A 25756-nucleotide genomic window follows, 5' to 3' on the forward strand; every position below is an offset into this window, starting at 1 on the left:
GGTTTTCTCCTTATGCTGCCTGACCCAGCGGACCATTGAATTGCGAGCGATAGCTGGACGGGCGGAGCCTCAGAAATGTTTCCACGTTCGCCGGGAGCATCCCTGCGACGGCTATAGTCACGCCGATACGGCTCGGATCGCCGATGCGCTGAAGGGGCCAGCCGACACGACCGAGAATGCGTTCGAACCGCAGGTCGGTCACCGTCACGATCTCGGTGAGGGCGTTTGCGAGGCACCACTCGATGATGCCCGCAAACATGGTCAGCGTTGCCTCATGCACCGATCCCGATCCCCTGCCCTCTTCAAGGGTCGTATCCACGCAGAAGCGGGAGCTCTCCACCATCGCGGGGTGTGCGTGCAGCCCGTCCTCCGGTAGAAGCGACGGAAAGACGTTGGTCACCATGGTCGAGCCAGTGGCCGGCAGGAGCCGGGCGCAACCGCTAACCTTGCCGAGGTCGGAAACGGCCAGGATGTAGGTGGGGTCAAGAGAATCGAAGCCGTCCAATTCCTCACCATCTACGACGTTGACCTCCCAGCCCAGCCGCTCCGAGAAGACGCGAGCGCGTAGCTGGTGATGTTGCTGGATGAGCCGAGCTTCGTGAACATTCCGCGGTTTGTTGAGCGCGAAAACCTGCATGAATTTCTCCGTCGTCGTTAATCGGCGGAGAAGTCAGCATGGAACGGAATTGAGCGGTAGTTGGAGGATCCTGCAATGATTGGCGAGTGAGTCGCTCCATGATGATCGCCTTGTTTGCGGAAATCATGCGCCGACGCGCTAAAGCCGTCGGGCAAGTTTTGCAGGATTCACAGATAAACAGATAGAGAACGCAGTAGAACCACTGCCTTGTTAACTCACGATTATTAAAAGAAAATCGGGTGAGATCGAATTGTCCCGCGCAATGGCGTTAACCTCTTGTTAACCTTAAATGTCTTGCGGCTCGGTGGGAATCGGGAGATAGTTTCGCAAATGATGGCATTCCAGCCATTTTTTCGAAAGTGAAGACCTCCGGGGAAATAGTTCGCGAAATGACCAGTATGTTGCCCAACAGATTTGATATTGAGATCGCCCAACAAGGGGCGAAGATCTCAAGTGCGTTGCACATGTTGCGCAGCCAGCAGTATCCGCCGGACGCCCGCAAGGGACTGCGCAAGTTTCAGCTTGCGGAGGTTGCCGACTTCATGGGCGTAACCCAGACTCATCTCCGGCAGATCCATGCCGATGGCAAGGGGCCTGAAATAGAATCGGTTGGCGGACGCCGCTATTATACCGCCGATCAGATGCTCGAGCTTCGTGATTATCTTGAGGCCAACAAGAAATCCGACAAGAGATACTATGTTCCTAAGCGCAGAGAGGGCGAGCCGATGCAGATTGTTTCGGTCGTCAACTTCAAGGGCGGAAGCGGCAAAACCACAACGGCCGCACATCTTGCACAATATCTCGCCCTCACCGGGCATCGGGTGCTCGCGGTCGACCTCGATCCCCAGGCATCCCTGACCTCCCTCTTCGGGATCCAGCCGGAGCTTGATGATACGGCGTCTCTTTATGAGGCTCTTCGCTTTGACGACGAGCGCAAGTCGATCGCCGACGTCATCCAGCCGACCAATATTCCCGGACTGGATGTCGTGCCAGCAAACCTGGTTCTTCAGGAATACGAGTATGACGTGCCGCTGGCGATCTCTTCCAAGAAAGGTGAGGACGGCCGACTGTTCTACATGCGGATCGCCAGCGCTCTGAAGCAGGTCGATGACAAGTACGACGTGGTCGTCATCGATTGCCCTCCTCAGCTCGGTTATCTGACCATTACCGCGCTCATGGCGTCGACCGGGATCCTCATCACCATTCATCCTCAGATGCTGGACATCATGTCGATGAGCCAGTTTCTGATGATGCTGGGCGGGATCATGGGGCCCGTCGCCGAGGCCGGCGCCGAAATGCGTGTTCAGTGGTTCCGGTACCTCATCACGCGATTTGAACCCACGGACATCCCGCAGGCTCAGATGGTCGGGTTCATGCAGTCGATGTTTGCACAGCAGATGCTGAGAAACCACGTGTTGAAGTCGACCGCGATTTCCGATGCGTCGATCAAGAAGCAGACTTTGTACGAGGTCGAGCGGGTTGAATTCGTCCGGGCGACATACGACCGGGCAATGGAGAGCCTGAACGCAGCCAACGCGGAGATTGTCGAGCTCATCCACGGCGTCTGGGGGAGAAAATGAGAGGATTGTCAGCCGTTTTTTTCAACGTTTTGCTCAACGTCATCAGTGGCTTGTCGGTGTTGACTGCAGGTTGGGAGGGAACTCATGTCCCGTGAAAATCCGTTCGCCAAACTAGATATGGCTTCGATCTCGGCAAACCAAACGCCGACAAAGCCAGGCTACGGCATGACCGGAGCTGCGAAGACAGTTGTTCGCTCCATCGAGGACATGGCGGAGAATACCAAGAAGCTTATGGAGGGTGAGGTAATCGTGGACCTGGATCCGCGATTGATCGACGTGTCCTTCGTCGCCGACCGACTGTCAGATGACGGCGAGGAGTTTCAGGAACTGCTCCATGCTATCAAGGAGTCGGGTCAGACAACGCCTATTCTTGTTCGCCCGAGCTCGACAGATGCCAAACGATATATGGTCGTGTTCGGCCATCGTCGCCTGAAAGTCGCTCGCGAGCTTGGAGTGCCGGTCAAGGCAATCGTTAAGAAGCTCGACGACATTACCTCCGCCATTGTGCAAGGACAGGAGAACGCGGCCCGTTCAAACCTGTCTTTTATAGAGCGCGCGTTCTTCGCTCAGAACCTGATTGCGTCAGGAATGACAAAGGAAACGGTTCGTTCGTCACTCGCCGTCGATGAGGCGATGCTCTCCAAGATGCTTGCAGTTGTCGAGGCGGTGCCCGCGTCAGTGGTCCAGGCTCTGGGTGCATCTAAGAAGATCGGGCGCGACAAATGGCTCAGCCTTCGGCAACTGGTTCTTGCCCCTGCCCTGTCCAAGGTTGCAGTAGAGCATACGGGGTCTGCTGACTTTCAAAAGCTTCCTGAAGGTGAGCGGTTCGATGAGCTACATGACTACCTGAAGCGATACAAGGCCAAGTCAGCTGCAAAGAAGCCGAAGGCAAACGTCCCCGTCCGGGACTGGACCTCTACCGATCGCGCACTAAACGTGGTGATGAATTCGAAGGCAAAGAAAGTTGCCATCGAGCTTACGAATGTTGAAGCCAGGCCTTTCAGCGAATGGCTGTCTTCCCACATGGGTCGTTTGTACGAGGAGTACAAAGGATCGAAAACTGAAACAAACGGAGACTGAACCGCAAAAGAAAAAGGCCCCCAAACGGCGAACCGTGGAAGCCTCTCTCGTCATCTCTAGCAGGATCGAGAATCGCATTTCCCGGAATCACAGTCAAGAGTCTTGGCGCCGATTTGGTGAGCGGATTTCCTTTGCCTGAAGCAAGGTGAATGAAAAATGCAGACGGGACATGTGACGACGCCCTTTGGGCGGCGGCCGATGTCGCTTGCCCTGGTCAGAGGCCAGATGGCGATCGACAATCCGCAGCCAGACACGCGTATCGAAAAGTGGAAAGTGTTTCGTGACGTGTGCGAGGCACGGGAACGCCTAGGAATCCAGGACCGGGCACTTGCCGTCCTTGATGCCCTCCTGACCTTTCACCCTCACGCGGAGCTCGATCCGAGCCAGGGGTTGGTCGTTTTCCCATCCAACGCCCAGCTGTCCGTGCGGGCCCACGGAATCACCGAGACGACACTGCGCCGACAACTCGCAGCACTTGTCGATGCCGGCCTAATTCTGCGGCGCGATAGTCCGAACGGTAAACGTTATGCGCACCGCAACCGCGATGGCGAGGTCGAGCAGGCTTACGGGTTTGACCTGAGACCGCTGCTAGCTCGTGCCATGGAGCTCGCCCTGATGGCGCAGGACGTCGCCGCCGAACGCGCTCGTTTCCGCCGCGCAAAGGAAGCCCTCACGATCTGCCGTCGCGATGTGCGCAAGCTGATCTCGGCTGCCGTGGAAGAGGGCGCTACAGGGAACTGGGAACGCGTGGAATCTGAGTATGTCAGTATTCTCGCCCGCCTCCCGCGCTATCCGAACCGCGCACAGGTCGAGATTACGCTCGACGAGATGGAGCTCTTGCGGGAAGAGGTCCTCAACATCCTGGAAACACAGCTAAAAACTGAAGATATGCATGGCAATGCCATTCACAATGCCTGCCACATACAGAATTCAAATACCGAATCCATAAATGAACCTGAACCTAGCTCTAGAAAAGAGCAGGGCGATGGCTTGGCGGATGGACCTCTGACCAAGAATGAGCCGAACGAACGACCGAAGACGAAACCTGAGCCGATCAAGGCATTCCCACTCGGAATGGTCCTGCGTGCCTGCCCGCAGATCGCTGATTACGGTCCCGGCGGGCGCATCGAGCACTGGCGCGAGCTCATGAAAGCGGCCGTCGTCGTGCGATCAATGCTCGGCGTCAGCCCCTCAGCCTACGAGGAGGCCTGCAATGCCATGGGGCCGGAGAATGCGGCAGTTGCGGTTGCCTGCATTCTGGAGCGGTCGAATTTCATAACATCTGCCGGCGGATATCTGCGGGATTTGACCAGACGCTCGGAGCGCGGGGAGTTTTCGCTCGGGCCGATGCTGATGGCGCTCATGAAGCCAAATGACGGTGGACATCGAAGGTCGGCCTGACACGGGACTGCGCCATTAACGACGGGCAAAACGCGATCCGCTTCTGGCGCTGGCGCATCAAAACTTGTCAGCCGTTTTTTTAAGTTATTTGCTATGGCAATACAGGTAGTTATCAGCGTTGACCATCGAATTCCTGCGAGGACCTGCAACAATGTGGAAGGCAAAGCAGAAACAGCTGGCGGTCGAGCAGATCAATGGTCATAACGCGAAACCCCATCCCCTGATCATCGGTCGTGCGCCTGAGAACACCGAAATGCTGTTCACGCCCGCCGAACTCTACGGCGCAATGGCGCAATGCTCCAGCAGGGCAAAGATGGACCAGCGTGCGGCGAGGGCTCAGGTTCAGATGTGCCGCCATCTCATCGCGCGGCACTCGACGACAAGAATGATCGTTTTGCTTTGCTGGGGACTGCCCGCCGCAGCGAGGATCTGTTCGTTGCCCTGGCGGAGTCCAAGGCGACCAAGGGGGCGTCCAGGGCTGCTTTTACAAAGACTATCAGGGATGGCTACAAGGAGCAGGTCGAGCCCTATCTGTGCCGCAAGATCGGTTCCTGGGTTGCGTCGCACGGCTATGCCGTCGGCAGCTGAATGAAGTCGGTGAAGAAGGCCGAGATATTCATCGATCATACGGCGAACCCGATTCCGCTCACAGGTCAGGCGGGGGCTCCTTTCGATCGGAGCCATGGCTGAGCTTGCGGGTCTGGTCGAGTCTCGTGAACTTGGATCCACCCCAGTCTTCGTGCATGAGGTCTTTAGGAAGATCCAGAGAGGGGAGGGCGTGCAGGCGGAAGAACCCGCCGCCGCGGCCGAGGATGAATGCGCTGAACTGACACTGCGTTCCGATGGCGATTACCGTCGTCTGGCGAAGGCTATGCCGGTGAACAGCGGCAGGAAGAACGCGTGATCGGTCGCCTGATGAACCGTGCCCTCAGTGGCGGATAAGAGCAAACCGGCGAGCTCTGGTCTGAATATCTCGCGCCAAAGCTGGGTCGTATGTCAAACCAGCTTGCTGTGGAAGTGGGCAACAACCCGGTCGGCGGCCTGCCGCACGGTGTCGGCCTGGTCGTAGAAGTCGAAATGCTTACCCACCGTCCAATGCAGTTCCTTCGGGCCCGCTAGCTGATTGTAGACCTTGCGTGCCTGGTCGGGGAACGCCGCGCCGTCCGAATGGATCATCAGCGCCGGCGCCTTGACCTTTGAAGCCTGCGCTACCGGATTGAAGGCGATCCAAGGCTCCCAGCCCATCACCGCAAACTCGTTCCGCCACGATCGGACACCGCCGCCGCGGGTCTTGTCAAAGTAATATTCGCTTGGGCTCGCGCTCACGGCGGTCTTATCGCCGGGATTATAAGTCAGTATGGTGTCGATGACGCCAGTTTCCTCGTAGCGCTTGCGGGCAGTACGGCTCGCCGCAATCCGGTGATCCACTCCCTCTTGTCCGCCGAAGATTTTGGCCGCGAAGTCCGGTTCGGAAAAGAACCCGGCGACAGTTGCGAGAGCTTGAACGTTGGCGTCCTTGGCCGCCGTGTACAGTGCAGTGCCACCGCTCGTGCAAATGCCTAGAAGGCCGGTTGCTTTCACGTCCGGTCTTGCTTTCAGGAATCGTAGTGCAGCCGACAGGTCCTCGGCCTTGGAGGACTGGTCCTCGTACTGGCGCAGGGCGCCACCGCTCTCCCCATAGTTCCGGTAATCGATCGCAAGTGCAATGACCCCACGCCTGGCGAGCTCACCGGCATAGTTACCGCCCATCTGTTCCTTAACCGAACTCAGTGAGCCTGCGACGGCCACAGCGGGATACTGCCGGGAAGGGTCATGGCCTTCGGGCAGGTAAAGGTTTCCCACGACGAAACCATCACCGCTCAGAAAGCTGACCTTGTGCGACTTGGGCTGGCTCCGTTCAGTCAGTGATTCTGCCATGGCAAAGGCTCCTGTATTGAGGAGGACGGCTGTTGCCCCAACGGCAAGGCCGAACATCCGGCGCGAGATCGATGTGGTGGTCATAAGAGCATCCTCATTGAGTTTGATAAGAATTTAAGCTATGCGCTGAACTTAACAATCGGCGATCCATTTGACGCCCTATTAAGTAGGATTTGATAATGCGGGCCGATCTGTTAGACGGGATTGTCATTTTCACGCGCGTCGCTGAGAAGCGCAGCTTCACCGCTGCAGCCGTGGAACTCGGGGTCACAACGGCGGCGGTGAGTTGGAGTGTCAAGCGGCTTGAGACCCGTGTCGGCACCTCGCTACTGACCCGCACAACGCGGTCGGTGGGACTGACCGAAGCCGGTGAACTGTTCCTTCAGCAGGCGCTGGCCAGCGTGGCCAATGTCGAGGCGGCCATTGAGGCCGCCCAGCGAATGGGTGTCAATCCCGCAGGGCTGCTACGCCTCAGCGTCCCTTACGTGGCCCAGACGCTGATCGAGCCGGTGCTGGACGGCTTTGCCGCTGCGTATCCTGCCGTCGAGCTGGAGCTGGTGTTTGAAGACCGTTTCGTCGATATCGTGGCGGAGGGCTATGACGCGGGCATCCGGATCGGCGAGATGATCGCACAGGACATGATCGCGGTAAGGCTCACGAAGCCATCGCCGCTGACGGTCGTCGGATCTCCTGCATATTTCGCCCGGAGAGGTAAACCGCTACGTCCGGAGCAGCTCAGTGAGCATGCTTGCATCAACGTTCGGCTGTTCGGGGGAGCACTCTACCGATGGATGTTCACGGAGCGATTCGGACGCGGTGAACCGCGAACCTTTGCTATGGACGTAAAGGGCCCGCTGACCGTCAACGGGCCGGCGACATGCACGTCCGCCGCGGTGGCGGGCGTCGGCCTCACCTATAACATTGCCTCGGTTGTTGAGCCCCTGGTCCGGCAGGGACTGCTCGAGCCGTGCCTGGAAGGCTTCATGCCTGAAAGTCCCGGGTTCTTTATATACTTCCCCAACAGGAAACAGATGTTGCCCAAGCTCCGCGCGTTCGTGGACTTTTGGAAACAAGATCACCAGTAGCTCTAAGAAGCCGTGTCGCCCAAGGGCCCTCTGAAACGGCAACGCCATATCGACCTCAAGTCCGTCACCAAGAGTCGTCCGAGCTTGAACCAACTACCCCAAAGTCTCATGCCCTTCTACCGATGCAGGTGACGTCCGTCCCGGAGCTTAACCCTGAAACCGCATACCGACAGCTCGCCGCCCGCCGAAATCAGGGCGGGCAAGAAATCGCGGCAGGGGCCAGATGATGCTCCCCGCGCTCAATGACGGATGAGACCGAACCGATGCGCCTCATCCAGCAGATGACGAACAGAGGACGGTTGCCATTTTCGCCCACCGCGCGCCGGCCGCTCTCCCATCTGATCCAGTTGTGCGGCAATATCGCGAAGCGATAGATCGGGATCGGCAATAGCAATCGCCGCGACGAGCTTCATGAGGTGATCTTCTGGCGCGCGGCGAGGCGAGCGGGTCAGGAGCTCGGGTTCGGCCAGTTTCTCGCGGACCATACGATGCACGGCGCGGCGCAGCCTCTCCACGGTCCAGTCATGGCCGCGGCGATTAAGGACTCGCGTGACATTGTCCCAGCTGTGCTGCGGGCGAAGTTGCCGGACGGTTGGAAGCCAGGTTTGGGCAGATAAGATCAGCTCGTCGAGATAGAGTTTTTCCCGAGCCTTCGACACCGCCTTGATCGCTTCTGGCCGCCGTTCGCGAAGACCAGGGTTGCCCGGTAGCTTGCCACGAGCTTTTGCTGCCTTGATCCCGGCTTTGGTTCGTTCGGCGATCAGCGCTCTCTCGAGCTGCGCGACGGCACCGAGAACCTGGAGGGAAAACATGCCCTGCGGAGTCGACGTGTCGATTGGATCGCGGATCGATCGAAAATGAACGCCGCGTTGCTCGAGGTCCTCGATCACGGACAAGAGGTGACTCACCGATCGAGCCAGACGATCGAGGCGGACCACCACGAGGATGTCACCCGCGGTCAACTCGCCGAGCAGCCGGGTTAAGACTGGTCGAGCGCGCGATGCTCCGGAGCCATGCTCCTGATAGATCCGATCGCAGCCGGCGGCCTGCAACTCGTCCATCTGGGCATCGTGGACCTGGTCGTCCGTCGAGACGCGGGCGTAGCCGATCAGCCGCTTTACACGCTGTTGGACGTTAACTGTTTGTCGCTTCGCCATCGCACTTTTATCGGGCCGTTCGAAGTGATTTGTACAGATAAGGAATGCGTGAGAAATCGGTCAGTTGCAAGCGTGTTTTATCTGTTTGAGAACGGCCCACCAGACTCGAAATGCGGCTGCGCATGGGTATCGGAGCGTCCGCAGCGACAAACGTGCGCCAGCGGGCTTCCTTGGCGGAAACGCCGGAAAGCAAGGGAAGTTGAGGAGGGGAGGGGAAGCGAATTGGCGGCAAGAGTGCCGTTGGCGTAGTGCCGGCGAGAGGGGAGGTGCCAACCTAGGCTGCGGCCTGTCTTACACCCCCGATACGCAGTACTTATCGGAAGTTATGGCTTCAACTGGCAACTATACGCAGTGAGGAATGATAACTTTCAGATAGAGTTCGTTTAGCAAATCGTTTACCATGATTTCAATGTCTTACGATCTGGGGAATTTGCCGCTGAAGAGCCTGATGCGGCCAGCTTTTGAAGCAGGTGTCGCTTTGACACGCCTGGACGAGCGGATCGCCCGTTCGGCGGTCGGGCAAGGCTGGATCGAACGATCGCACTATACCGACGCCTGCGCCTCGCTGTGGATCGATGGTGAACTCGTCCACTTGGAAGATCTCGTCCTCCATGACGCCACCCGCGATATTCGCACACCCACCCATGAGCTGACCATCGCCCGCGACGTGCTGCGCACCCGCCGGCGGGTTGCCGACCAATCTCCTGATTGGGCGCTCTCTGCCGACGGCATCCGCTCGCTACGGAAAACCTCGGAGATCGGGTCGGGCGGCGGGGACGAGGCAACGACGGCCGGAGTTATTCGGGCGGCGGTCGCGATCGAACCGGAAGGGGAGGGGGATGATGGTGACGACGTTAAAAATCTGCCCGGCGTCGACTATGCCGCGATCGATGCGATCCTCGCGCGCTCCGACGCTGCGATCGAACGAGCCAAAAAGCCCGGCCGGGCTCCGGCCGATCCGCTGGTCTATGATCTCGACTGGGACGAGGATGCCCGGCTCGACGAATGGCGTGGCGTGTTGCGGCAAGCTGAAAACCTGCCGACGGTGCTGCAGGCGATCATCGCCCTCGATGCCTGGAACGAGCTTTCCGTCCTGCAGCATGCGCCCTGGCTCGGCCGGCTGTTTTGCGCCTCTCTCCTGCGGCAGGCCGGCGTCACCACCGGCGCCCATCTCGCCGCCGTCAACCTCGGCCTCAAAACTATTCCGGTCGATCGGCGCCGGCATCGCTATTGGGAGACCCGACTGCTGGCCATCGCCCACGGGTTTTTGGCGGCCGCCCAGATCGGCACGAAAGAGCATGACCGGCTGACGCTGGCGAAGACGATGATGGACCGAAAACTTGAAGGACGGCGAACCTCCTCAAAGTTGCCGGAGCTGGTTAAGCTGGTGATGGCGAAGCCGTTGGTCTCGGCGGGGATGGTGGCGAAAGCGCTGGAGGTGACGCCGCAGGCGGCGCGCCGGATCGTGTCGGAGCTCGGCTTGCGCGAGATGACGGGGAGGGGGAGGTTTCGGGCGTGGGGGACTCTATAATAGGAATGCGAGGACCCTCAAATGCAGTCCTAATTTGCAATCCCGGATGTATCAATCTGTACAAAGACTTAATCTCAGTAGTAGTAAGTAGAGCCGACAGAAGCGTTCGAATAGGTGAGGGACGGGGGTGGACATCTTTAGACTCGATCAAGCGCTGATCGAACGTTATGAGTCATTTGCTCGCTCGTTTTCAGAGATCCACGCGCCGGAGATCCGTGCTCAAGTCGATGCCGCATACCATGAGCAGAGATTCTGGCCTGAACCTCTCATTACCATCAATCCGCACTTCGAGGCTGGTTACTCTATCGATCAGCTTGTCGCTCACGGCGTGCTCGACCCCGCCCTCAGCAAGATATTCGCCAGCGGTCCTGACCGGGCACCGATCAAGCTTCATCGCCACCAGGAGCGTGCTGTCGCGAAAGCCGGAAATGGTGAAAGTTTCATCGTAACAACGGGTACAGGGTCGGGAAAGTCGCTCTGCTTCTTCCTGCCGATCGTCGATGCCGTTGTGCGCGCACGGCGCGCAGGCGAGGCGCAGCGGACACGCGCGATCATCATTTATCCCATGAACGCGTTGGCCAACAGCCAGCTTGAGGAACTCGAAAAGTTCATCGGCGGCTCGGGGGTTGAAGAGGAGCTCCGCCCGACCTTTGGTCGTTACACGGGCCAGGAAAGCGATGCGGAGCGACAGGCTATCGCCAAGGCCAAGCCCGATATCTTGCTCACGAACTTCATGATGCTCGAACTGCTCATGACGCGTCAGGACGAGCTTGATCGTGCTGTCATGGCTAACGCATCCGGATTGGATTTCTTGGTGCTGGATGAGTTGCACACATATCGTGGCCGACAAGGGGCGGATGTCGCAATGCTGGTGCGTCGCGTCAAGGACCGCCTTGTCAAAGAAGGCAAGCTGCTCTGCATTGGCACGTCCGCGACGATGTCGAGCGCGCAGGACGAGATCGAGCGAGCGAGTGCCGTTGCTCGCGTTGGCAAACTGATCTTTGGTGAGGAACTGAGTTCGACGTCGATCATCGACGAGAATCTTGCCCGAGCGACTGATCCCCGCATCAACAGCACGAACCTGGGAGCTTCCCTCGTAGATGCGGTCCGCGTGCCAATCCCCACCGGCCTCGGGGACAAGGAGCTGTACGACAATCCGCTTGCCTGCTGGATCGAGACCGAGGTTGGACTCGTAGAAGGCGAAAAGCTGCGCCGTCGACCGCCCATGACGTTGAGTGATGCGACCTTGAAACTCGCAGCTCAGACGAAGCTTCCACCAGAGGAATGCAGAACTGCTCTTGCCGGAATGCTGTCGTTGATGGGGCGGCGCGAGGATCTACGCGGTGGCGCCGGTGATCGTGCATTTCTAGCGTTCAAGCTTCATCGTTTTATCTCTGGCGCGGGGTATGCATACGCTACGATCGAGCCTGCTGCCGGCCGGCGCGTCGTCCTGGAGGGGCAGGTCTTTAACCCCTCCGATCCGAATGCGCGCTTATATCCAGTCTTCTTTTGCCGAGAATGCGGTCAGGAGCACCACAGCGTGCGTCTTGAAAATGCACTCGACGGTATGCGCGTTCTCGCGCGGGCCATCGATGAGCCGGCAAGTGAGGACCCAGAGCCAGACGGCTCGCGAACCGGGTTCCTAGTTCCCGCGGTCAATGCCGACTTCCAGTTCGGGGGCGCTGTCGCTGACTATCCCGATGATTGGCAGGAGACTACGCCGGCCGGACAGGAGCGCCTCAAAGGAGGACATCGCGGCAAGCACGAGGGCCAGCTTCTTTTGGTGAAGCCTGATGGATCGCTCGGCGACGATGGGGTACCGGCATGGTTCTTCAGCGGCAAATATCGCTTCTGCCCTCATTGCCGCCATCAGCCGCCTCAACAGGCGCGTGACATCAACAAGCTGGCGGGTCTGTCGGCCGAAGGCCGCAGTTCGGCGACGACGCTCATCGTTTCAACCATCTTGGCGTGGATGGAAGCCGACGGCACGCTTGAGGAAAGCACACGCAAGCTTCTGGGCTTCACAGACAATCGCCAGGATGCGGCCCTACAGGCAGGGCATTTCAACGATTTCATTTTCGTCAGCTTGCTTCGTGGCGGCATCTTACGTGCCGTCCGGGACGCAGGTCAGAAGGGTTTGGCGGACGTTCGGTTCGGGGAAGCTGTTCGCAAGGCGCTTGGTTTCGATCTGGAGGAATCCGACCGGCTCTCCGATTGGATGGCCGATCCACGCGTAAAGGGATTCCACAACCGGCAAGCGGCCGAGGAGGTGTTGACGTCGATCCTGGCGCATCGCGTATGGGCGGATCTTCGGAAGGGCTGGCGCTTCACGAATCCCAATCTCGAAGAAGCTGGCCTCGTGGAGGTGCGGTTTCCCGGACTGGGCGAACTGGCGGGCGACGATGAAGAGTTCGCTGGCAATCCGCGACTGGCGGCCAGCACGCCCCAATTGCGGGCCAGGCTCTTCACGCTGCTTTTCGATTATATGCGTCGCGGCCTTGCGATTGCCACCGAAGCGTTGGATCGCCAGCGAATATTGCAGGTCGCCGAAACGTCCAGAAATCATCTGCGCGATCCCTGGCTGATCGATCAAAACGAAGAGCAGGAACTACGGCAGGCCGGATTCCTGATGATTGATCCGCCGAGCAAGGCGGAGATCAGCGCTGCCGAAGATGTACTGATTGTACGAGCCGGCTGGCGAACGGCGCTGGGCAAGGCTCTGCGCAGCAAGGATCTGTGGGGGGAGCCGCTTCCTGTCAAAGAGTATGACGATGTTATCGCCACGCTCCTGCGTGCGGCCGAAAATCACCAAGTCGTCCGGCGGGTGGTTACAGGCGGTGAAGCCCATGCGTGGCGCCTATCATCGACCGCTTTGCGCCTCTTTCCAGCGACTAAGAGGGCCGACGGGAAACGCGAAAATCCGTTCTTCCGCGCGCTCTATGAGGATGTCGCCGAGATGCTTGGGCAGGAAGGTAACTTGCCCTTCGCCTTTGAGGCTCGGGAGCACACCGCCCAGGTCGATCAGAAAGTCCGTGCTTGGCGCGAAGATCGGTTTCGGTTCGGGAAGTCAGATATCGAAAGGATCGCCCAGAACCGGGACGAAATGCGCCAGGAAGGCGAACCCGCCAGTTTCCTCCCGGCGCTCTTCTGTTCTCCGACGATGGAGCTCGGCGTTGATATCAGCGCGCTGAACGCTGTCTTTCTGCGGAATGCACCGCCAACACCGGCAAATTACGTGCAGCGAGCCGGCCGCGCCGGCCGCAGTGGTCAAGCAGCGCTTGTCGTCACCTATTGTGCTGCCCAGTCTCCCCATGACCAATATTACTTCAACAATCGGCAAGGGCTTGTCGCGGGCGTGGTGAAGCCGCCAGCCCTCGATCTCGCCAATCGCGATCTGCTACGGAGCCACCTCCATGCCGAATGGCTGGCGGCGGCCGTGGTGCCGCTGAAGCCAGCCATCCCTGAAAACTTGAATATGGCGATACCGGAGATGTCGATCTCCGAGCCAATCCAAGCGGCGTTTGAAAAGCTTGCCGTGAGCGGAGCCGCAAAGCCCACGATGCGGCGTCTTCTTGAGCAGACTGTCAACGCGGTCGAGTTGGCTGATGCGCCCTGGCTAGCTGATATCGATGCCTTCGTCGATGAGACCAACCGGGAAGCGGCGCAGAATTTCGCAGGCAGCTTCAGTCGGTGGCGCGAGCTCTACCGAAGCGCTCGCCGTGAGCAGGATGAAGCGCATCAAATCCAGCAGAAGACGTCCTTCAAGCCGGGCGAACGCAAGGAGGCCGCGCGCCGTCATTTCAGGGCGACTGAAGAACTTGACATGCTCGAGCGCGGACAGGCTTCGAACGGTTCCGACTTTTACACATATCGATATCTCGCGACTGAAGGGTTTCTGCCGGGATACAATTTCCCGCGTCTCCCACTCTATGCTTTCATCCCTGCGACCAAACGGGCGGCCGTCCTGCAAAGGCCGCGTTTTCTTGCCATTTCCGAGTTCGGTCCCAACAGCCTGATTTATCACGAAGGGCGCGCCTACCGGGTTGTCCGTGCGAAGCTGCCGGCGCACGGCCGCCTCGACGATGGCAAACTGGCAACCACCAGCCTCGTCCTGTGTGGCGGATGCGGAGCGGCGCACACCGATGACAAGCTCGAGCGATGCCACGCGTGCGGCGCGTCGTTGGCCGGTGTGGATCGGCTCGACAATGTCTACCGGATCGACAATGTCGAAACCGCGCCATCTTCTCGGATCACGGCGAATGACGAAGACCGGCAAAGGCGCGGCTTTGAGATCCAGACCGTTTTCCAGTGGCAATTCGAAAAGGGCGTTCCCGATATCCGCACGCTCACCTTGCGTTCGGAAGCAGGGCCGTTGCTGCTTCTCGATTATGGCGCTCGCGCGAAGCTATCCCGCGTCAACAAGGGACTTCGCCGTCGGAAGTCAAAGTCGATAAACGGGTTCTGTATCGATCCGACGTCAGGCCGATGGGTAAAGGATACGCTCAACGGCGGGGATGATGATGACATGGACGTCACGATCCCGAAGTCGCAGCGGATCGTGCCGATCGTCGAGGACCATAAGAACGCGCTCCTGGTGCGGCCGCTTGCAAATTTTGACGAGCGGCAGATGGCAACCCTGCAGCACGCTCTTCTGCGAGGCATCCAGATTGTTGCCGAGCTTGAAGAAGGCGAACTCTTGGGCGAGCCGTTGCCGGAGCGCGACGACCGCAAGGCAATCCTGCTTTACGAGGCGACCGAGGGAGGAGCAGGTGTTCTGAACCGCCTTGTCTCCGATCCGCGCCGAACGGCAGAGATCGCCCGTCAGGCGCTGGATCTCATGCACTATGATTTCGCGCCGGATGGGGCTGGCCTCGAGGAGCGGTCGGATGCTTGCGTCGCTGGCTGTTATCGCTGCCTGCTCTCCTACTTCAATCAACCCGACCATAATCTGATCGATCGTCGCGACGCGGAGGTCACGGCCTTTCTCTGCCAGCTTGCGGATCCTGAGATCGTGCAGGCAGAGCCGGTGGAGGCCGCAAGGGGGTGGCTTGGTGCAATAGGCCGATGGGGATTGCCGGTACCATCCCCGCGCAAGGTCGACGGTACTTTATACGAGCTTTATTGGCCAAGCTTTCAGGTACTCGCGGTGTCAGGTCGTGTACCGGACGGGCTTGCTGCGGCATGCGCCGAGTTGGGGGTGGATGTCGTCGAGCTTCCCGAGGTGCCTGGCGATGCCGCGCCGAGGGAATTGGTTGAGTTGTTGGGGGCGGCGTAGTGGAAGCGGTCAGATTTTCACCGGGGGATCTTGTCGAGGCGCGGGGACGCGAATGGGTCGTACTTCCGTCTCCGGATGACGACATCCTCAATGTGCGGCCCTTGTCGGGTTCGGAGGCTGATGCGCAACGGATTGCGCTCGCGCTTGAAGTTAATCCCGTCAGGCCTGCGCGATTTGCTCCGCCAACACCCGAGCGGCGAGACACCCAGGACGGTGCGCGGTTGCTAGCGGATGCGCTACGTCTGTCGCTTCGCCGAGGCGCCGGCCCGTTCCGAAGCGCCGCGCATCTCGGCGTGGAGCCACGCGCCTATCAGCTTGTCCCCCTGATGATGGCCTTAAAGCTCCCGGTGGTGCGGTTGCTGATCGCCGACGACGTGGGGATCGGCAAGACGATCGAGGCGGCATTGATCGTCCGCGAGATGCTCGACCGTGGTCTGATCGACCGCTTCTCCGTGTTGTGTCCGCCCCATCTCGTCGAGCAATGGGTAAGTGAGCTCGCGGAGAAGTTCGACATTGACGCCGTGGCCGTGACCTCGGCTAGGGCGCGCAGCCTGGAGCGGGGTCTTCCCGCCGCTCAAAGCCTCTTTGAGGCCTATCCGCACACTGTCGTCAGCCTCGACTATATCAAGGCCGACAGCCGTCGCGACGAATTTGCCCGGGCGTGCCCGTCCCTTGTGATCGTTGACGAAGCGCATGCCTGTATCGGCGGAGATCGCGGCAGACATCAGCGTTTCGAGCTTCTCGAACGCCTCGCCTCCGATGAGGAACGCCACATGCTGCTGCTGACGGCAACGCCGCACAGTGGTGATGAAGCGGCATTCGATCGTCTGCTAGGCCTCATTAGTCCGGACTTCGCGGGAGGTCCCCAAGGCGATGAGAATGCGCGCACGCGATATGCACGCCGCCTTGCTCAACATTATGTCCAGCGGCGCCGGCCCGATATCACGGAGGCCGGTTGGCACGAGAATCGGACCTTCCCTGTTCACCAGGTGAAGGATGAGCCTTTTAGTCTCAGCGGCGAGTTTGGCGCCTTCCATGATCGCGTCCTTGATTATTGTCTCGCTGTTACGCAGCGTGCCGGTGCTGACCAGCGCAGCCGACGGCTTGCTTTTTGGGGAACGCTGGCGCTCATGCGATGCGTCGGCTCCTCGCCGGCAGCCGCGATCAATGCACTGCGCAATCGCTTGTCCGGTGTGGCCGACGAAGAGGCGATGCAGCCCGTTGTCTTCGACGAAGACGAAGGCCTGCTCGACCAGGGTGACGTGGAGCCCGGTACCGCCAGCGACAGTGCCGAAGAGCGCGGCGAACTCACCGAGTTGGTTGCGATTGCTGAATCCCTTGATGGCCGTCGCCGCGAGGATCCTAAGGTGGCGCGGCTTCTCAAGGTTCTGAAAGGGCTGCTTCAGGAAGGGGCCAAGCCGGTCGTCTTTTGCCGGTTCATCGCAACGGCGGAGGCGTTGGGCGAGGAGATTAAGCGTGCTTGGCCAAAGGCTGACCTGGCAGTCGTGACAGGGCGCCTGCCGCCCGAAGAGCGGCGAACTCGCATCGATCAGCTGGAGGATTCCGAGAGTCGAATCCTCGTCGCGACCGACTGCCTGTCCGAGGGCATCAATCTGCAAGCACTGTTCGACGCCGTAGTTCATTACGATCTAAGCTGGAATCCGACCCGTCACCAGCAGCGCGAGGGGCGCGTCGATCGATTTGGCCAGCGTTCGCCTGTGGTCCGCTCAGTGACGATCTTTGGCGACAACAGCGCGATCGATGGCGCCGTCTTGCAGGTCATCCTGCGAAAAGCGGACGCTATTCGTAAGGCGACAGGCATTTCGGTGCCGATGCCTGAAGACAGCGAAGGCGTGACCTCCGCACTGATGCAAGCGCTCATGCTTCGGGCTGGCGGACATCGAGAGCAGTTGGCCTTCGATTTCGGCCTTTCGAGCGAACGGCTCGACAGCAAATGGCGCGACGCCGAGGAAAATGCGAAAGCAAGCCGCGCGCGCTATGCGCAAGGTGCGTTGAAGCCCGATGAGGTGCTGCCGGAATGGCGGCAGATGCGCGCGCTAAACGGCGGCCCGACTGAAGTCGCACGCTTCACCGAGCGTGCTTTGAAGCGCGTGGGCGCGCCTCTGGAGAAGGCTGGACAGCATCATCTCGTTCATTTTCACGCCATGCCCGACGCTATCAAGGAGCGCCTGGAGGCGCGCGGGTTTCGTGGCACGCGGAGAGTTGGGTTCGAGGACGATCCTGCCCCAGGTGTGACACATCTCGGTCGGGTTCACCCACTCGTTGCAAGCTTGGCGGAAAGCCTGGCCGAGGGAGCGCTTGATCCGGAGGGGGCAGCATTCCGGCCGCTTGGCCGGTGCGGCGTTTGGCGCACGCGCAAGGTCGCTCAGATGACGACGTTGCTGATGTTGCGCAATCGCTTCAAACTAATAACGAGTGGTCGCCTAAATCGAATGTTGCTGGCGGAGGAGGCCACAGGTCTCGCTTTTGGGGGATTATCTCCGGTCTCGTTACTGAAAGGGCCGGCGGCGCTTGATCTACTCGAGGCGGAGGCATCGGGGAATCTTGATGATCAAGCTGTTGGGCGTCAGCTTCAGCGGGCTCGCGAGCGATTGGCAAATTATGAGTCCGCGATAGCGGCCTTTGCGGCCGAGCGTGGTGCAGCACTTTCCGACGATCATCTTCGCTTGACGGAGGCCGCACGAGGCGGTGCGACGGTGGAGGTCGTGCCCGCTTTGCCAGCGGATATTATTGGCCTCTACGTTCTCCTCCCGGAGGACGAATAATGGCCCGGCACCTCAAGCGCGTTGCGGATATAGGTCTTACCGCTGTCTTAATCGAAGGAGGCCTTATCTCTCCCGATCAAGTTGCCGCTATCGCGGCAACTGTTCCCGACCAGAAAGCGGCTGCGGATTATGGCTGTCCCAAAGGAACGAACCTTCGAGACGAAATCACTCGATATTTCAGGATTGGGCAGGCCCATTGGCAGGTCTATGCCAGATTGGCTGCCCCGACCGAGAGTCAGACAGTAGCCTTCGCCAAAAGCGTGCTTGAGCAAGCATTCGGATTCGAAGATCTGCGCGGTCCAAACATTCACGAGCGTGATGGCCACACATTCCGCATTACCCTTGAGGCAAAGGGCGGTCGCGTACCGGTAGTTGTTGCTGCACCATCTTCGGAAGCGGATGCCTTCACCAAAGCGCTTCCGCAACTTGGCGACGATCATGGGGGCACGATTCCACGGCGTTCTCCTAGCGTGCTGCTCCAGGACTGGTTGAACACCAATCCTGACTCTCTGTGGGGTCTCGTCTTTGCTGGGGACCGAGTCCGCCTTATGCGGGACAATGCCAGCTTCACTCGACCAGCATTTATCGAGGTCGATCTCGGAGCAATTTTCCGGGATGAGATGTTCGCTGATTTCACTGCAACGTGGCTACTCCTGCATGCCACGCGTTTTGGCGGTGATCACACACCGGCGTCCGGTTCTTGGTTAGAGCGATGGCGGGAAGCCGGATTGAGGGCCGGCACCGCCGCGCGGGAACGACTGGGCGAAAGTGTGGAGGAGGCGCTGCTTGCCTTGGGACAGGGTTTCCTCGACTCAAATCCTGCTCTCAGATCGAAGCTTGATGACGATCAACTCAGTATTCATGCGTTGTTCGAGCAGATTCTCCGCATTGTTTATAGGTTAATCTTCCTAGCGGTATCGGAAGACAGAGATTTATTGCATAGCCCGGACGCGCCGGCTTCCTCTCGTGACCTGTATGCTTCGGCGTACGGATTCAGCTCCTTACGCGAACGATCTGCCCGCCGTTCGGCGCACGATCATCATCATGACGTCTGGGAAGGAGTAAAGATTGTTTTTCTGGGATTAGGTCGCGGCGAAAGGATCTTGGGTTTGCCTCCATTGGGAGGTCTTTTTGCGGGTGGGCAAACTCCAGATCTCGATGTTGCGAAGCTTTCCAACAGGGCGTTTTTGCGCGCTGTCTTTCATCTAAGCTGGTTGATCGAAGATGGTCGTCGCGTCCGGATAAACTGGCGGGATATGGCCACCGAGGAGTTGGGATCGGTCTATGAAGGCCTGCTTGAGCTTACCCCCTCGCGTGAAGACAACGGGCGCCGCTTCTGCTTTGCCGGCGGTAATGAGGCGCGTGGTAACGCACGGAAGAAAAGCGGCAGTTATTATACCCCGGACAGCCTTGTTCAGACGTTGTTGGATAGCACTCTCAACCCGGTGATAGACCAAGCCGAGGCAGAAGGGGGAGTGGAAAGAATCCTGAAGCTCGCTGTCATTGATCCGGCTTGCGGTTCAGGCCACTTCCTCTTGGGAGCAGCGCGACGCATCGCGACACGCATCGCGCTGCTCCGCGACACTGAAGCCCCCGATTATCCCGCCGCGATGCGGGATGTAGTACGCCACTGCATTTATGGGGTTGATCGCAATCCCATGGCCGTGGAGCTGGCGAAGGTGGCTTTGTGGATCGAAGCCGTTGAGCCAGGCAAACCACTTACTTTCCTCGACAGTCATATACGGTGCGGAGATAGTCTTGTCGGTGTCTTCGATCTGTCCGTGCTGAAAGAGGGTATTCCCGAGGATGCATACAAACCTCTGAATGGCGACGATCGCGAGATCGTAAATTACTACAAGGGAAAAAATCGGCGCGAGTTGTCTGAACGTGATCAGATTGCAAGTGGCTTCGAATTCAATCGACAAAAGGACCTGGCTCGCGACCTTTCAGCACTAGCAGCGATGCCCGAAGAAACGGTCGACCAGATTGGTGAGAAGCGGTCGCGCTTCGAGGCGCTTATGAAGCATGGAGCCGCGGCTTGGACGGTTGAGTTCGCCTGCGATCTATGGACGTCGGCCTTTTTCGTCCCCAAAACGCAGCACGAGCAACATGTTGGGCTAGATGGACGCCCAAAGCGTGGCACGGAACTGGTCGCCACATCCGGCACTATCTGGGAGCTATTGCGTGGGCGAGCGCCGTTCGATGCGCTCGCCGCTTCTGCTACAGCTCTCGCCGGACAAAATCGTTTCTTTCACTGGCCCATCGCGTTCGCAGATATCATGGGCCGTGGCGGTTTCGATGTAGTTATCGGCAATCCGCCTTGGGAAATGCCCGAGGTCGATGACCGAGAATTCTTCGTCTCTCGCATTCCCGAGATAGCTGCCGAGACCTCTGCTCAAAAGCGGCGACAGATGATTGCTGCTTTGGCCGAAAGCGATCCTCGCGCACACCGCGAGTGGCTTCAACATACCCGCAGCTACGCAGCCAGTCGCTCCTTTTTTACAGGCTCAACTCGATTTCCAAACGGAGCGAACGGACGCCTTAACTACTACAAGTTGTTTCTAGAGAATAGCTTCTTCGCGGTGACGAAAACGGGGCGGCTCGGGATGGTTATCCCAAGCGGGCTTACGACCAATGCCTATGAGAGGCCGCTTTGGCATAGTCTCGTTAAAAACGGATACGTATCGGCGGTATACGATTTTGAGAACAGCGGTCGGCTATTTCCGGGAATCGACTCAAGAATAAAGTTCACGCTCATTTCTTTGAGAAAACAGGTTGAGGAAAGGTTCGTTACTGCCTGTTGGTTGGCGGACGTTTCCGAGCTTCAGGAGGATAGTCGGGTCATCGCTCTCACGCTGGATGATCTTGTTAATTTCAGCCCGGACGATCTTGCTCTTCCACAGTTTCGTCGACAGGCTGATCTCGATTTGTTGGTGTTGGCAAGTAACCGGCACGGTCAGCTTAGTGACCACGAGGATTGGAGCTATACGCCGCGGTTGATGTTCTCATCTTCAGACGATGCCTTCAGTCCGGTAGATATCCGCACGCTACCAGGTGCTCGCCATACGTCGGACAACCAGATCGTAACTTCAACCGGAGAGGTGCTCGTACCGGTGTACGAGGGTAAGATGGTCGGCATTCTCGACCATCGCCAAGCCGATATTTATATCAACCCTGCCAACGCTGCACGGCAGGCGCAGGAACGACCAATACCCGACGAGGAGAAAACTTCTCCCGACCGCTTTGCTGCTCCTCAATTTTGGCTTCGCGAAGACGCCGTGAGACAGCGCCGGTTCGGCAAACGCCAAGGTGATTGGGAGTTGGTCTTTTGTGATGTTACCAGTGCAACCAATGAACGGACGACAATAGCAAGCATCGTTCCTCTGTCCGGTTTAACTCGAAGCTTGCCATCGATTTACCTTAGATCTTCGTCCGCCAAAGATGCAGTGCTATTGGTTGGCGCGCTATCATCATTGGTGGTCGACTTTTTTGCTAAGCTAAAGGTGTCGAGTAATCATCTCACCCAAGGCATATTGGCGACCCTGCCGATGCCATCCAGAGCGAGGATCCAAGAATTCGCGAATGGGGTTCTGCAGGACACAGATTGGTTCGAAGATCGTGTGATAGAACTTCTGTACGTGTCATGGGATTTGGCAAAGTTTGCGAAAGAGGTCGGGCGGCATACGCCGCCGTATAAATGGGATGAAAGTCGACGTTTTTGGCTCCGCTGTGAAATCGACGCTGCATTCTTTCACTTAATTCTTGGCGCGCCGGAGGATTGGGGAAAAGGCGAGGATCAATCGTTTGCGAGTCCGCGCGAAGCAGTAAAGTATATGTTGGAGGCATTCTCCGTCTTGAGTCGCAAGGAAGAAAGCCGGTTTGGAGGGGATCGGCGTACCGAGAGGACAGTGCTTGAGATTTACGACGAAATGGAAGCGGCCATATCCTCTGGAAGACCATATCAAACTAGGCTGACACCTGCTCCTGCTGATCCGAGCTGTTGCCATTCAGCCCCGTTCGGTGAGGCCTTGCTGGCTGACGGAGTTTGGGCTCGGCCAGAGCCGTCTCAGGCCGGCGATGTCGGTGCCATATTCGCTGCCGTTCTCAAGGCGATGGTCGGCGCGAAGCCTTTCCACGATGTTCGTTTAGCTGCCGCGTTCGTCATGGAGCCGCGGCTACTCGTTCCGCTGCTGCCGGCCGCTAAAGCCGCAGAATGGCGCCGCCTGGTCGGGGCAGAGGTCGATCCTCTTGCCAGCAATGTCGCTACATTCGTAGCGAGGAACAACACAGCGTGGGGTAGCGCTCTGCGAAATCACCGCGGCAACGGGCGATTGGTGGAGAATCTCGATCTCGGGACATGGGCATCTGGCCCTGGTTTGGACGCCATCGACACTTCCGGATGGCCTGACGGTCGCGCGGGGTTCGTGTTCGGTGCGCTGGAGAACATCAACCTAGACGCGGCGGTGGATTCGCTGCCCGCTGACATACAGCAGTGGGTGATCAATGCCGCAGCAGCCTGACCTTCTCACCCCGCAGCTTCTGACGGTAAGCCCTGCTGAAGGATTAGAAGGGCCGCGGCTTTGGGTTCGGCGACTTGTCATATGGAAGGAGCCCGGCGGGGAGAAAGTGCGGGACATCGAGCTTCGGCCGGGCCTGAACATCGTCTGGTCACCTGATGGAGCAGATGATGCCGCTTTGGCAGGTCAAACAAATGCCGTCGGGCATGGCAGTGGCAAAACGCTTTTCTGCCGGCTGGTCCGCTATTGCCTTGGTGAGGATCGCTTCGCCACCGAGCAGCAGCGAGATCGGATTGGCACCGCGTTCCTGAATGGCATCGTTGGTGCCGAGGTCGTGCTTGATGGAGTCTGCTGGGCGATCGTGCGCCCGCTCGGCCTGCGCCGCAGACACATGGCAGTTCCTGGTGGAAATCTCGAGGAGATTGCCGCTGGTGAAGGCGCTTCAACGGGAATGGAGCCGTTCATCGAAGCGATAGACCAGCAAATCATTACTACTGCACTTGCCCAGTTGGTTCGCCCGCAGGCGAGTGGAGCGATTTGGCCGATCGCGCTCGCATGGCTCACGCGAGACCAAGAATGTCGATTTGACGATATCTTGGACTGGCGGTCGCCGACGTCGGATTCCGATTCACCAATGCCCGCGAGCGGACAGGAGAAGGGACCAAGGCTTGAGGCGCTTCGTTCATTCCTGATGGCGATCACGCCTGAGGAACAAGCCACGCGTGCCGAAGTGAATAGCCTCAGCGAGCAGCGCCGAGTTCTGGATCAAGAGATTGGCCATCGCCGGTGGGAAATTGAGCGCACGCAAGCGCGCCTAGTTACGGGTCTCGACCTTGAGAGTCAGTCGCTTCCCGAGATGCCATTGCTGATCGACATCATGCGCAGATCCGCCAGCGCGCGTTTGGCGTCGGCAAGCAAGATTCCAACTGGAGGCGACGCCGAACTCGTCGCAGCACGCGAGCAACGAGAAACGGCGAGAAATGAATGGGCGCGCCTCGACGGCGAACTTATTCGGATCGGGGCGCTGATTCCCGCCGAAGAACGCACATTGGCGATGATACGGGGAGAATTGCCGGGACTTTCCTATTCGAAAATCGAGGCTGAAAGTCCGATCTGCCCGATATGTGAAGTCTCCATCGACCGAGCCTTGGCAGAGGGATGCAAGCTCTCGCACAAAATTCCCGATGCCGACGCGTGCCGGCAGCGTTGGAATCAACGACAGGCGGATCACGACGCCCAAGCGAAGCGAGTTGAAGATCTGCGGCAAGAGCAGACGCGGCTCGTGCCGCAGATTGCTCTGGCCAAGCAGCAATTCGATCGATCCGTCGATCACGTTACGAACATCGAGAAGGCCCGCGATGACCGAGAGTCCACTTGGTATACAGCCCGCAGGCTCCAAGACGATGTTGAGCGCCTGGCCGAACTCTTCGAAACGCAGGAGGCCGGTTTCAAGCGCCTACGTGAACTGGGCACGAAACTTGAGATCGAGAGAGAGCGGCTGGGTGCCTTTCGCGACAAACAGGCCCGCATTTTCGGACGCCTGAGCGAGAAGTTCGACCCGATCGTCCGACGGTTGGTCGGCCACGATGCAAAGGGGCGGATCACCCTTAGCGGGAATGGGCTTGATCTGTCGGTAGACATGGGAGGCGACCGAAGGACAGCCGCGATAGACTCTCTCAAGGTTCTGGCTTTCGACCTCGCTGCGATGTGCGTCAGTATCGAAGGCGGAACGCGTGTGCCGTCATTTCTGCTTCACGACAGCCCACGTGAGGCCGACCTCGGTTTGTCCATTTATGGACGGCTCTTTGATATCGTTCAGGATTTGGAGCGCGTCGGCGGGAAGCCACTGTTTCAGTACATCGTAACGACAACAACGGCGCCGCCAACCGAGTTCAGGGAACGTCCGTACTTGCAGTTAAAATTGCATGGCGATCCACCCACGCAGCGCTTGCTCGGAGTCGACTTATGACAAGCACCGAACGGCGTCTTGCAGCTTATCCATTCGTCCTTTTCTCTGAGCTGCGCGATGCCGCGAACGAACATGGCTACCGCATTGGTCCTGAAGAGGCCGGTGGATGGATCTTTTTCCGATCAGCCAGTGCGCCGGGGGAGATCGGACTGGCTGCCGCGAGCGCGTCTGGTCCTTTCTTTCTGTCCTTGATGTTGCCAGAAGTGGTACGAGCGCTGGACGCTCAAGCTGCAGCTCCCTGCGCTAAAGGGCACGCAGGGAGCTTCATGTTTGCCACGCGTGACGAGCTGCATGCAGGAGTCCAAGCGGTGTACCGTCTGTCAGTTAGCTTGCCTAACTTCCCTCTTGAGAAATATGAACGGGCTGTAGCGGGGATCGGCGAGACTGAAGGCGAACGTGCACAAAAATTCAGGATCGGACAGGACATTTTTCGCGATGCCCTGATGGAATACTGGAACGGAACCTGCCCGTTGACCGGAATTTCAAATCCGAGTCTCCTGAGAGCCTCACACATAAGGCCGTGGTCTGACTGCGCGACAAACGCTCAGCGGCTTGACGTACACAACGGACTTTTGCTCTCGGCGCTTTGGGATGCTGCGTTCGACGCGGGGTTGGTCACATTCGACAGGAATGGAAAAGTCCTTCCATCTGCTAAACTCGACGTACAGGCGCAGGCCCAACTTTGTATCAGCGCCTCAAAGTCAATCGATCTACGAGACGAACATCAACCTTTTCTCGATTATCACAGACATGAAGTCTGGAACCAATAGCTGCCGCGTGCGAACACGTTATCAGAGCTGGAAATCCCGCAACGCCCCGCT

At 58.7% G+C, this 25756-nt stretch carries 15 protein-coding genes; 12 read left to right on the forward strand and 3 right to left on the reverse strand.

Annotated features, from left to right (window positions below):
* Positions 1–10: 10 nt before the first annotated feature.
* The gene (gene traI, locus PH552_RS22185) at positions 11–637 is read right to left on the reverse strand and encodes an acyl-homoserine-lactone synthase (RefSeq protein WP_179613302.1); all 627 of its coding nucleotides are present in this window, start codon (positions 635–637) and stop codon (positions 11–13) included.
* A gap of 389 nt (positions 638–1026) precedes the next feature.
* Between traI and repA the strand changes: the two genes are divergently transcribed.
* The 5 genes from repA to PH552_RS22210 all read left to right on the forward strand — a co-directional run bounded on the left by repA (position 1027) and on the right by PH552_RS22210 (position 5602).
* A complete protein-coding gene (gene repA, locus PH552_RS22190) occupies positions 1027–2217 on the forward strand; it encodes a plasmid partitioning protein RepA (RefSeq protein WP_097607863.1) in 1191 nt (396 codons plus the stop codon).
* Between the two features lie 84 nt (positions 2218–2301).
* Positions 2302–3297, forward strand: coding sequence for a plasmid partitioning protein RepB (repB, locus tag PH552_RS22195; RefSeq protein ID WP_097607864.1), 996 nt, complete (start codon positions 2302–2304; stop codon positions 3295–3297).
* A 156-nt stretch (positions 3298–3453) separates the two neighbouring features.
* Positions 3454–4698, forward strand: a complete 1245-nt coding sequence (repC, locus tag PH552_RS22200; RefSeq protein WP_179613301.1) for a plasmid replication protein RepC — start codon at positions 3454–3456, stop codon at positions 4696–4698.
* 348 nt (positions 4699–5046) lie between these two features.
* Entirely contained in the window at positions 5047–5286 is a 240-nt protein-coding gene (locus PH552_RS22205) for a hypothetical protein (protein ID WP_285166296.1), read from the forward strand.
* Between the two features lie 94 nt (positions 5287–5380).
* On the forward strand, positions 5381–5602 hold the full coding sequence (locus PH552_RS22210; RefSeq protein WP_097607866.1) for a hypothetical protein: 222 nt from the start codon (positions 5381–5383) through the stop codon (positions 5600–5602).
* 92 nt (positions 5603–5694) lie between these two features.
* On the opposite strand, the gene PH552_RS22215 is transcribed toward PH552_RS22210, so the two are convergent.
* Positions 5695–6699, reverse strand: a complete 1005-nt coding sequence (locus PH552_RS22215; protein ID WP_179613299.1) for an alpha/beta hydrolase — start codon at positions 6697–6699, stop codon at positions 5695–5697.
* 95 nt (positions 6700–6794) lie between these two features.
* Here PH552_RS22215 and PH552_RS22220 point away from each other — a divergent pair, with 95 nt between their 5' ends.
* On the forward strand, positions 6795–7700 hold the full coding sequence (locus tag PH552_RS22220) for a LysR family transcriptional regulator (RefSeq protein WP_179613298.1): 906 nt from the start codon (positions 6795–6797) through the stop codon (positions 7698–7700).
* A 239-nt stretch (positions 7701–7939) separates the two neighbouring features.
* On the opposite strand, the gene PH552_RS22225 is transcribed toward PH552_RS22220, so the two are convergent.
* Entirely contained in the window at positions 7940–8857 is a 918-nt protein-coding gene (locus PH552_RS22225) for a recombinase family protein (RefSeq protein ID WP_097607869.1), read from the reverse strand.
* Positions 8858–9257: 400 nt separating this feature from the next.
* On the opposite strand from PH552_RS22225, the gene PH552_RS22230 reads away from it, so the two are divergent.
* The 6 genes from PH552_RS22230 (at position 9258) to PH552_RS22255 (ending at position 25705) form a co-directional block, all read left to right on the forward strand.
* Positions 9258–10388, forward strand: a complete 1131-nt coding sequence (locus PH552_RS22230; protein WP_179613297.1) for an RHE_PE00001 family protein — start codon at positions 9258–9260, stop codon at positions 10386–10388.
* A 127-nt stretch (positions 10389–10515) separates the two neighbouring features.
* Positions 10516–15663 carry a DEAD/DEAH box helicase gene (locus tag PH552_RS22235; RefSeq protein ID WP_179613296.1) on the forward strand — a complete coding sequence of 1716 codons (5148 nt, stop codon included), beginning with the start codon at positions 10516–10518 and terminating at the stop codon, positions 15661–15663.
* Complete coding sequence (locus PH552_RS22240) at positions 15663–18449, forward strand: DEAD/DEAH box helicase (protein ID WP_285166297.1); 2787 nt, start codon at positions 15663–15665, stop codon at positions 18447–18449. The genes PH552_RS22235 and PH552_RS22240 overlap by 1 nt, the downstream gene beginning before the upstream one ends.
* Positions 18449–22969 carry an Eco57I restriction-modification methylase domain-containing protein gene (locus tag PH552_RS22245; protein ID WP_285166298.1) on the forward strand — a complete coding sequence of 1507 codons (4521 nt, stop codon included), beginning with the start codon at positions 18449–18451 and terminating at the stop codon, positions 22967–22969. The genes PH552_RS22240 and PH552_RS22245 overlap by 1 nt, the downstream gene beginning before the upstream one ends.
* Before the next feature lie 106 nt (positions 22970–23075).
* Positions 23076–24935, forward strand: coding sequence for a chromosome segregation protein SMC (locus PH552_RS22250; protein WP_285166300.1), 1860 nt, complete (start codon positions 23076–23078; stop codon positions 24933–24935).
* The gene (locus PH552_RS22255) at positions 24932–25705 is read left to right on the forward strand and encodes an HNH endonuclease (RefSeq protein WP_285166301.1); all 774 of its coding nucleotides are present in this window, start codon (positions 24932–24934) and stop codon (positions 25703–25705) included. Before PH552_RS22250 ends, PH552_RS22255 begins: the two co-directional genes overlap by 4 nt.
* Positions 25706–25756: the final 51 nt, after the last annotated feature.

The sequence above is a fragment of the Rhizobium aureum genome (genome assembly GCF_030182495.1).
GTDB lineage: Bacteria > Pseudomonadota > Alphaproteobacteria > Rhizobiales > Rhizobiaceae > Rhizobium > Rhizobium tropici_C.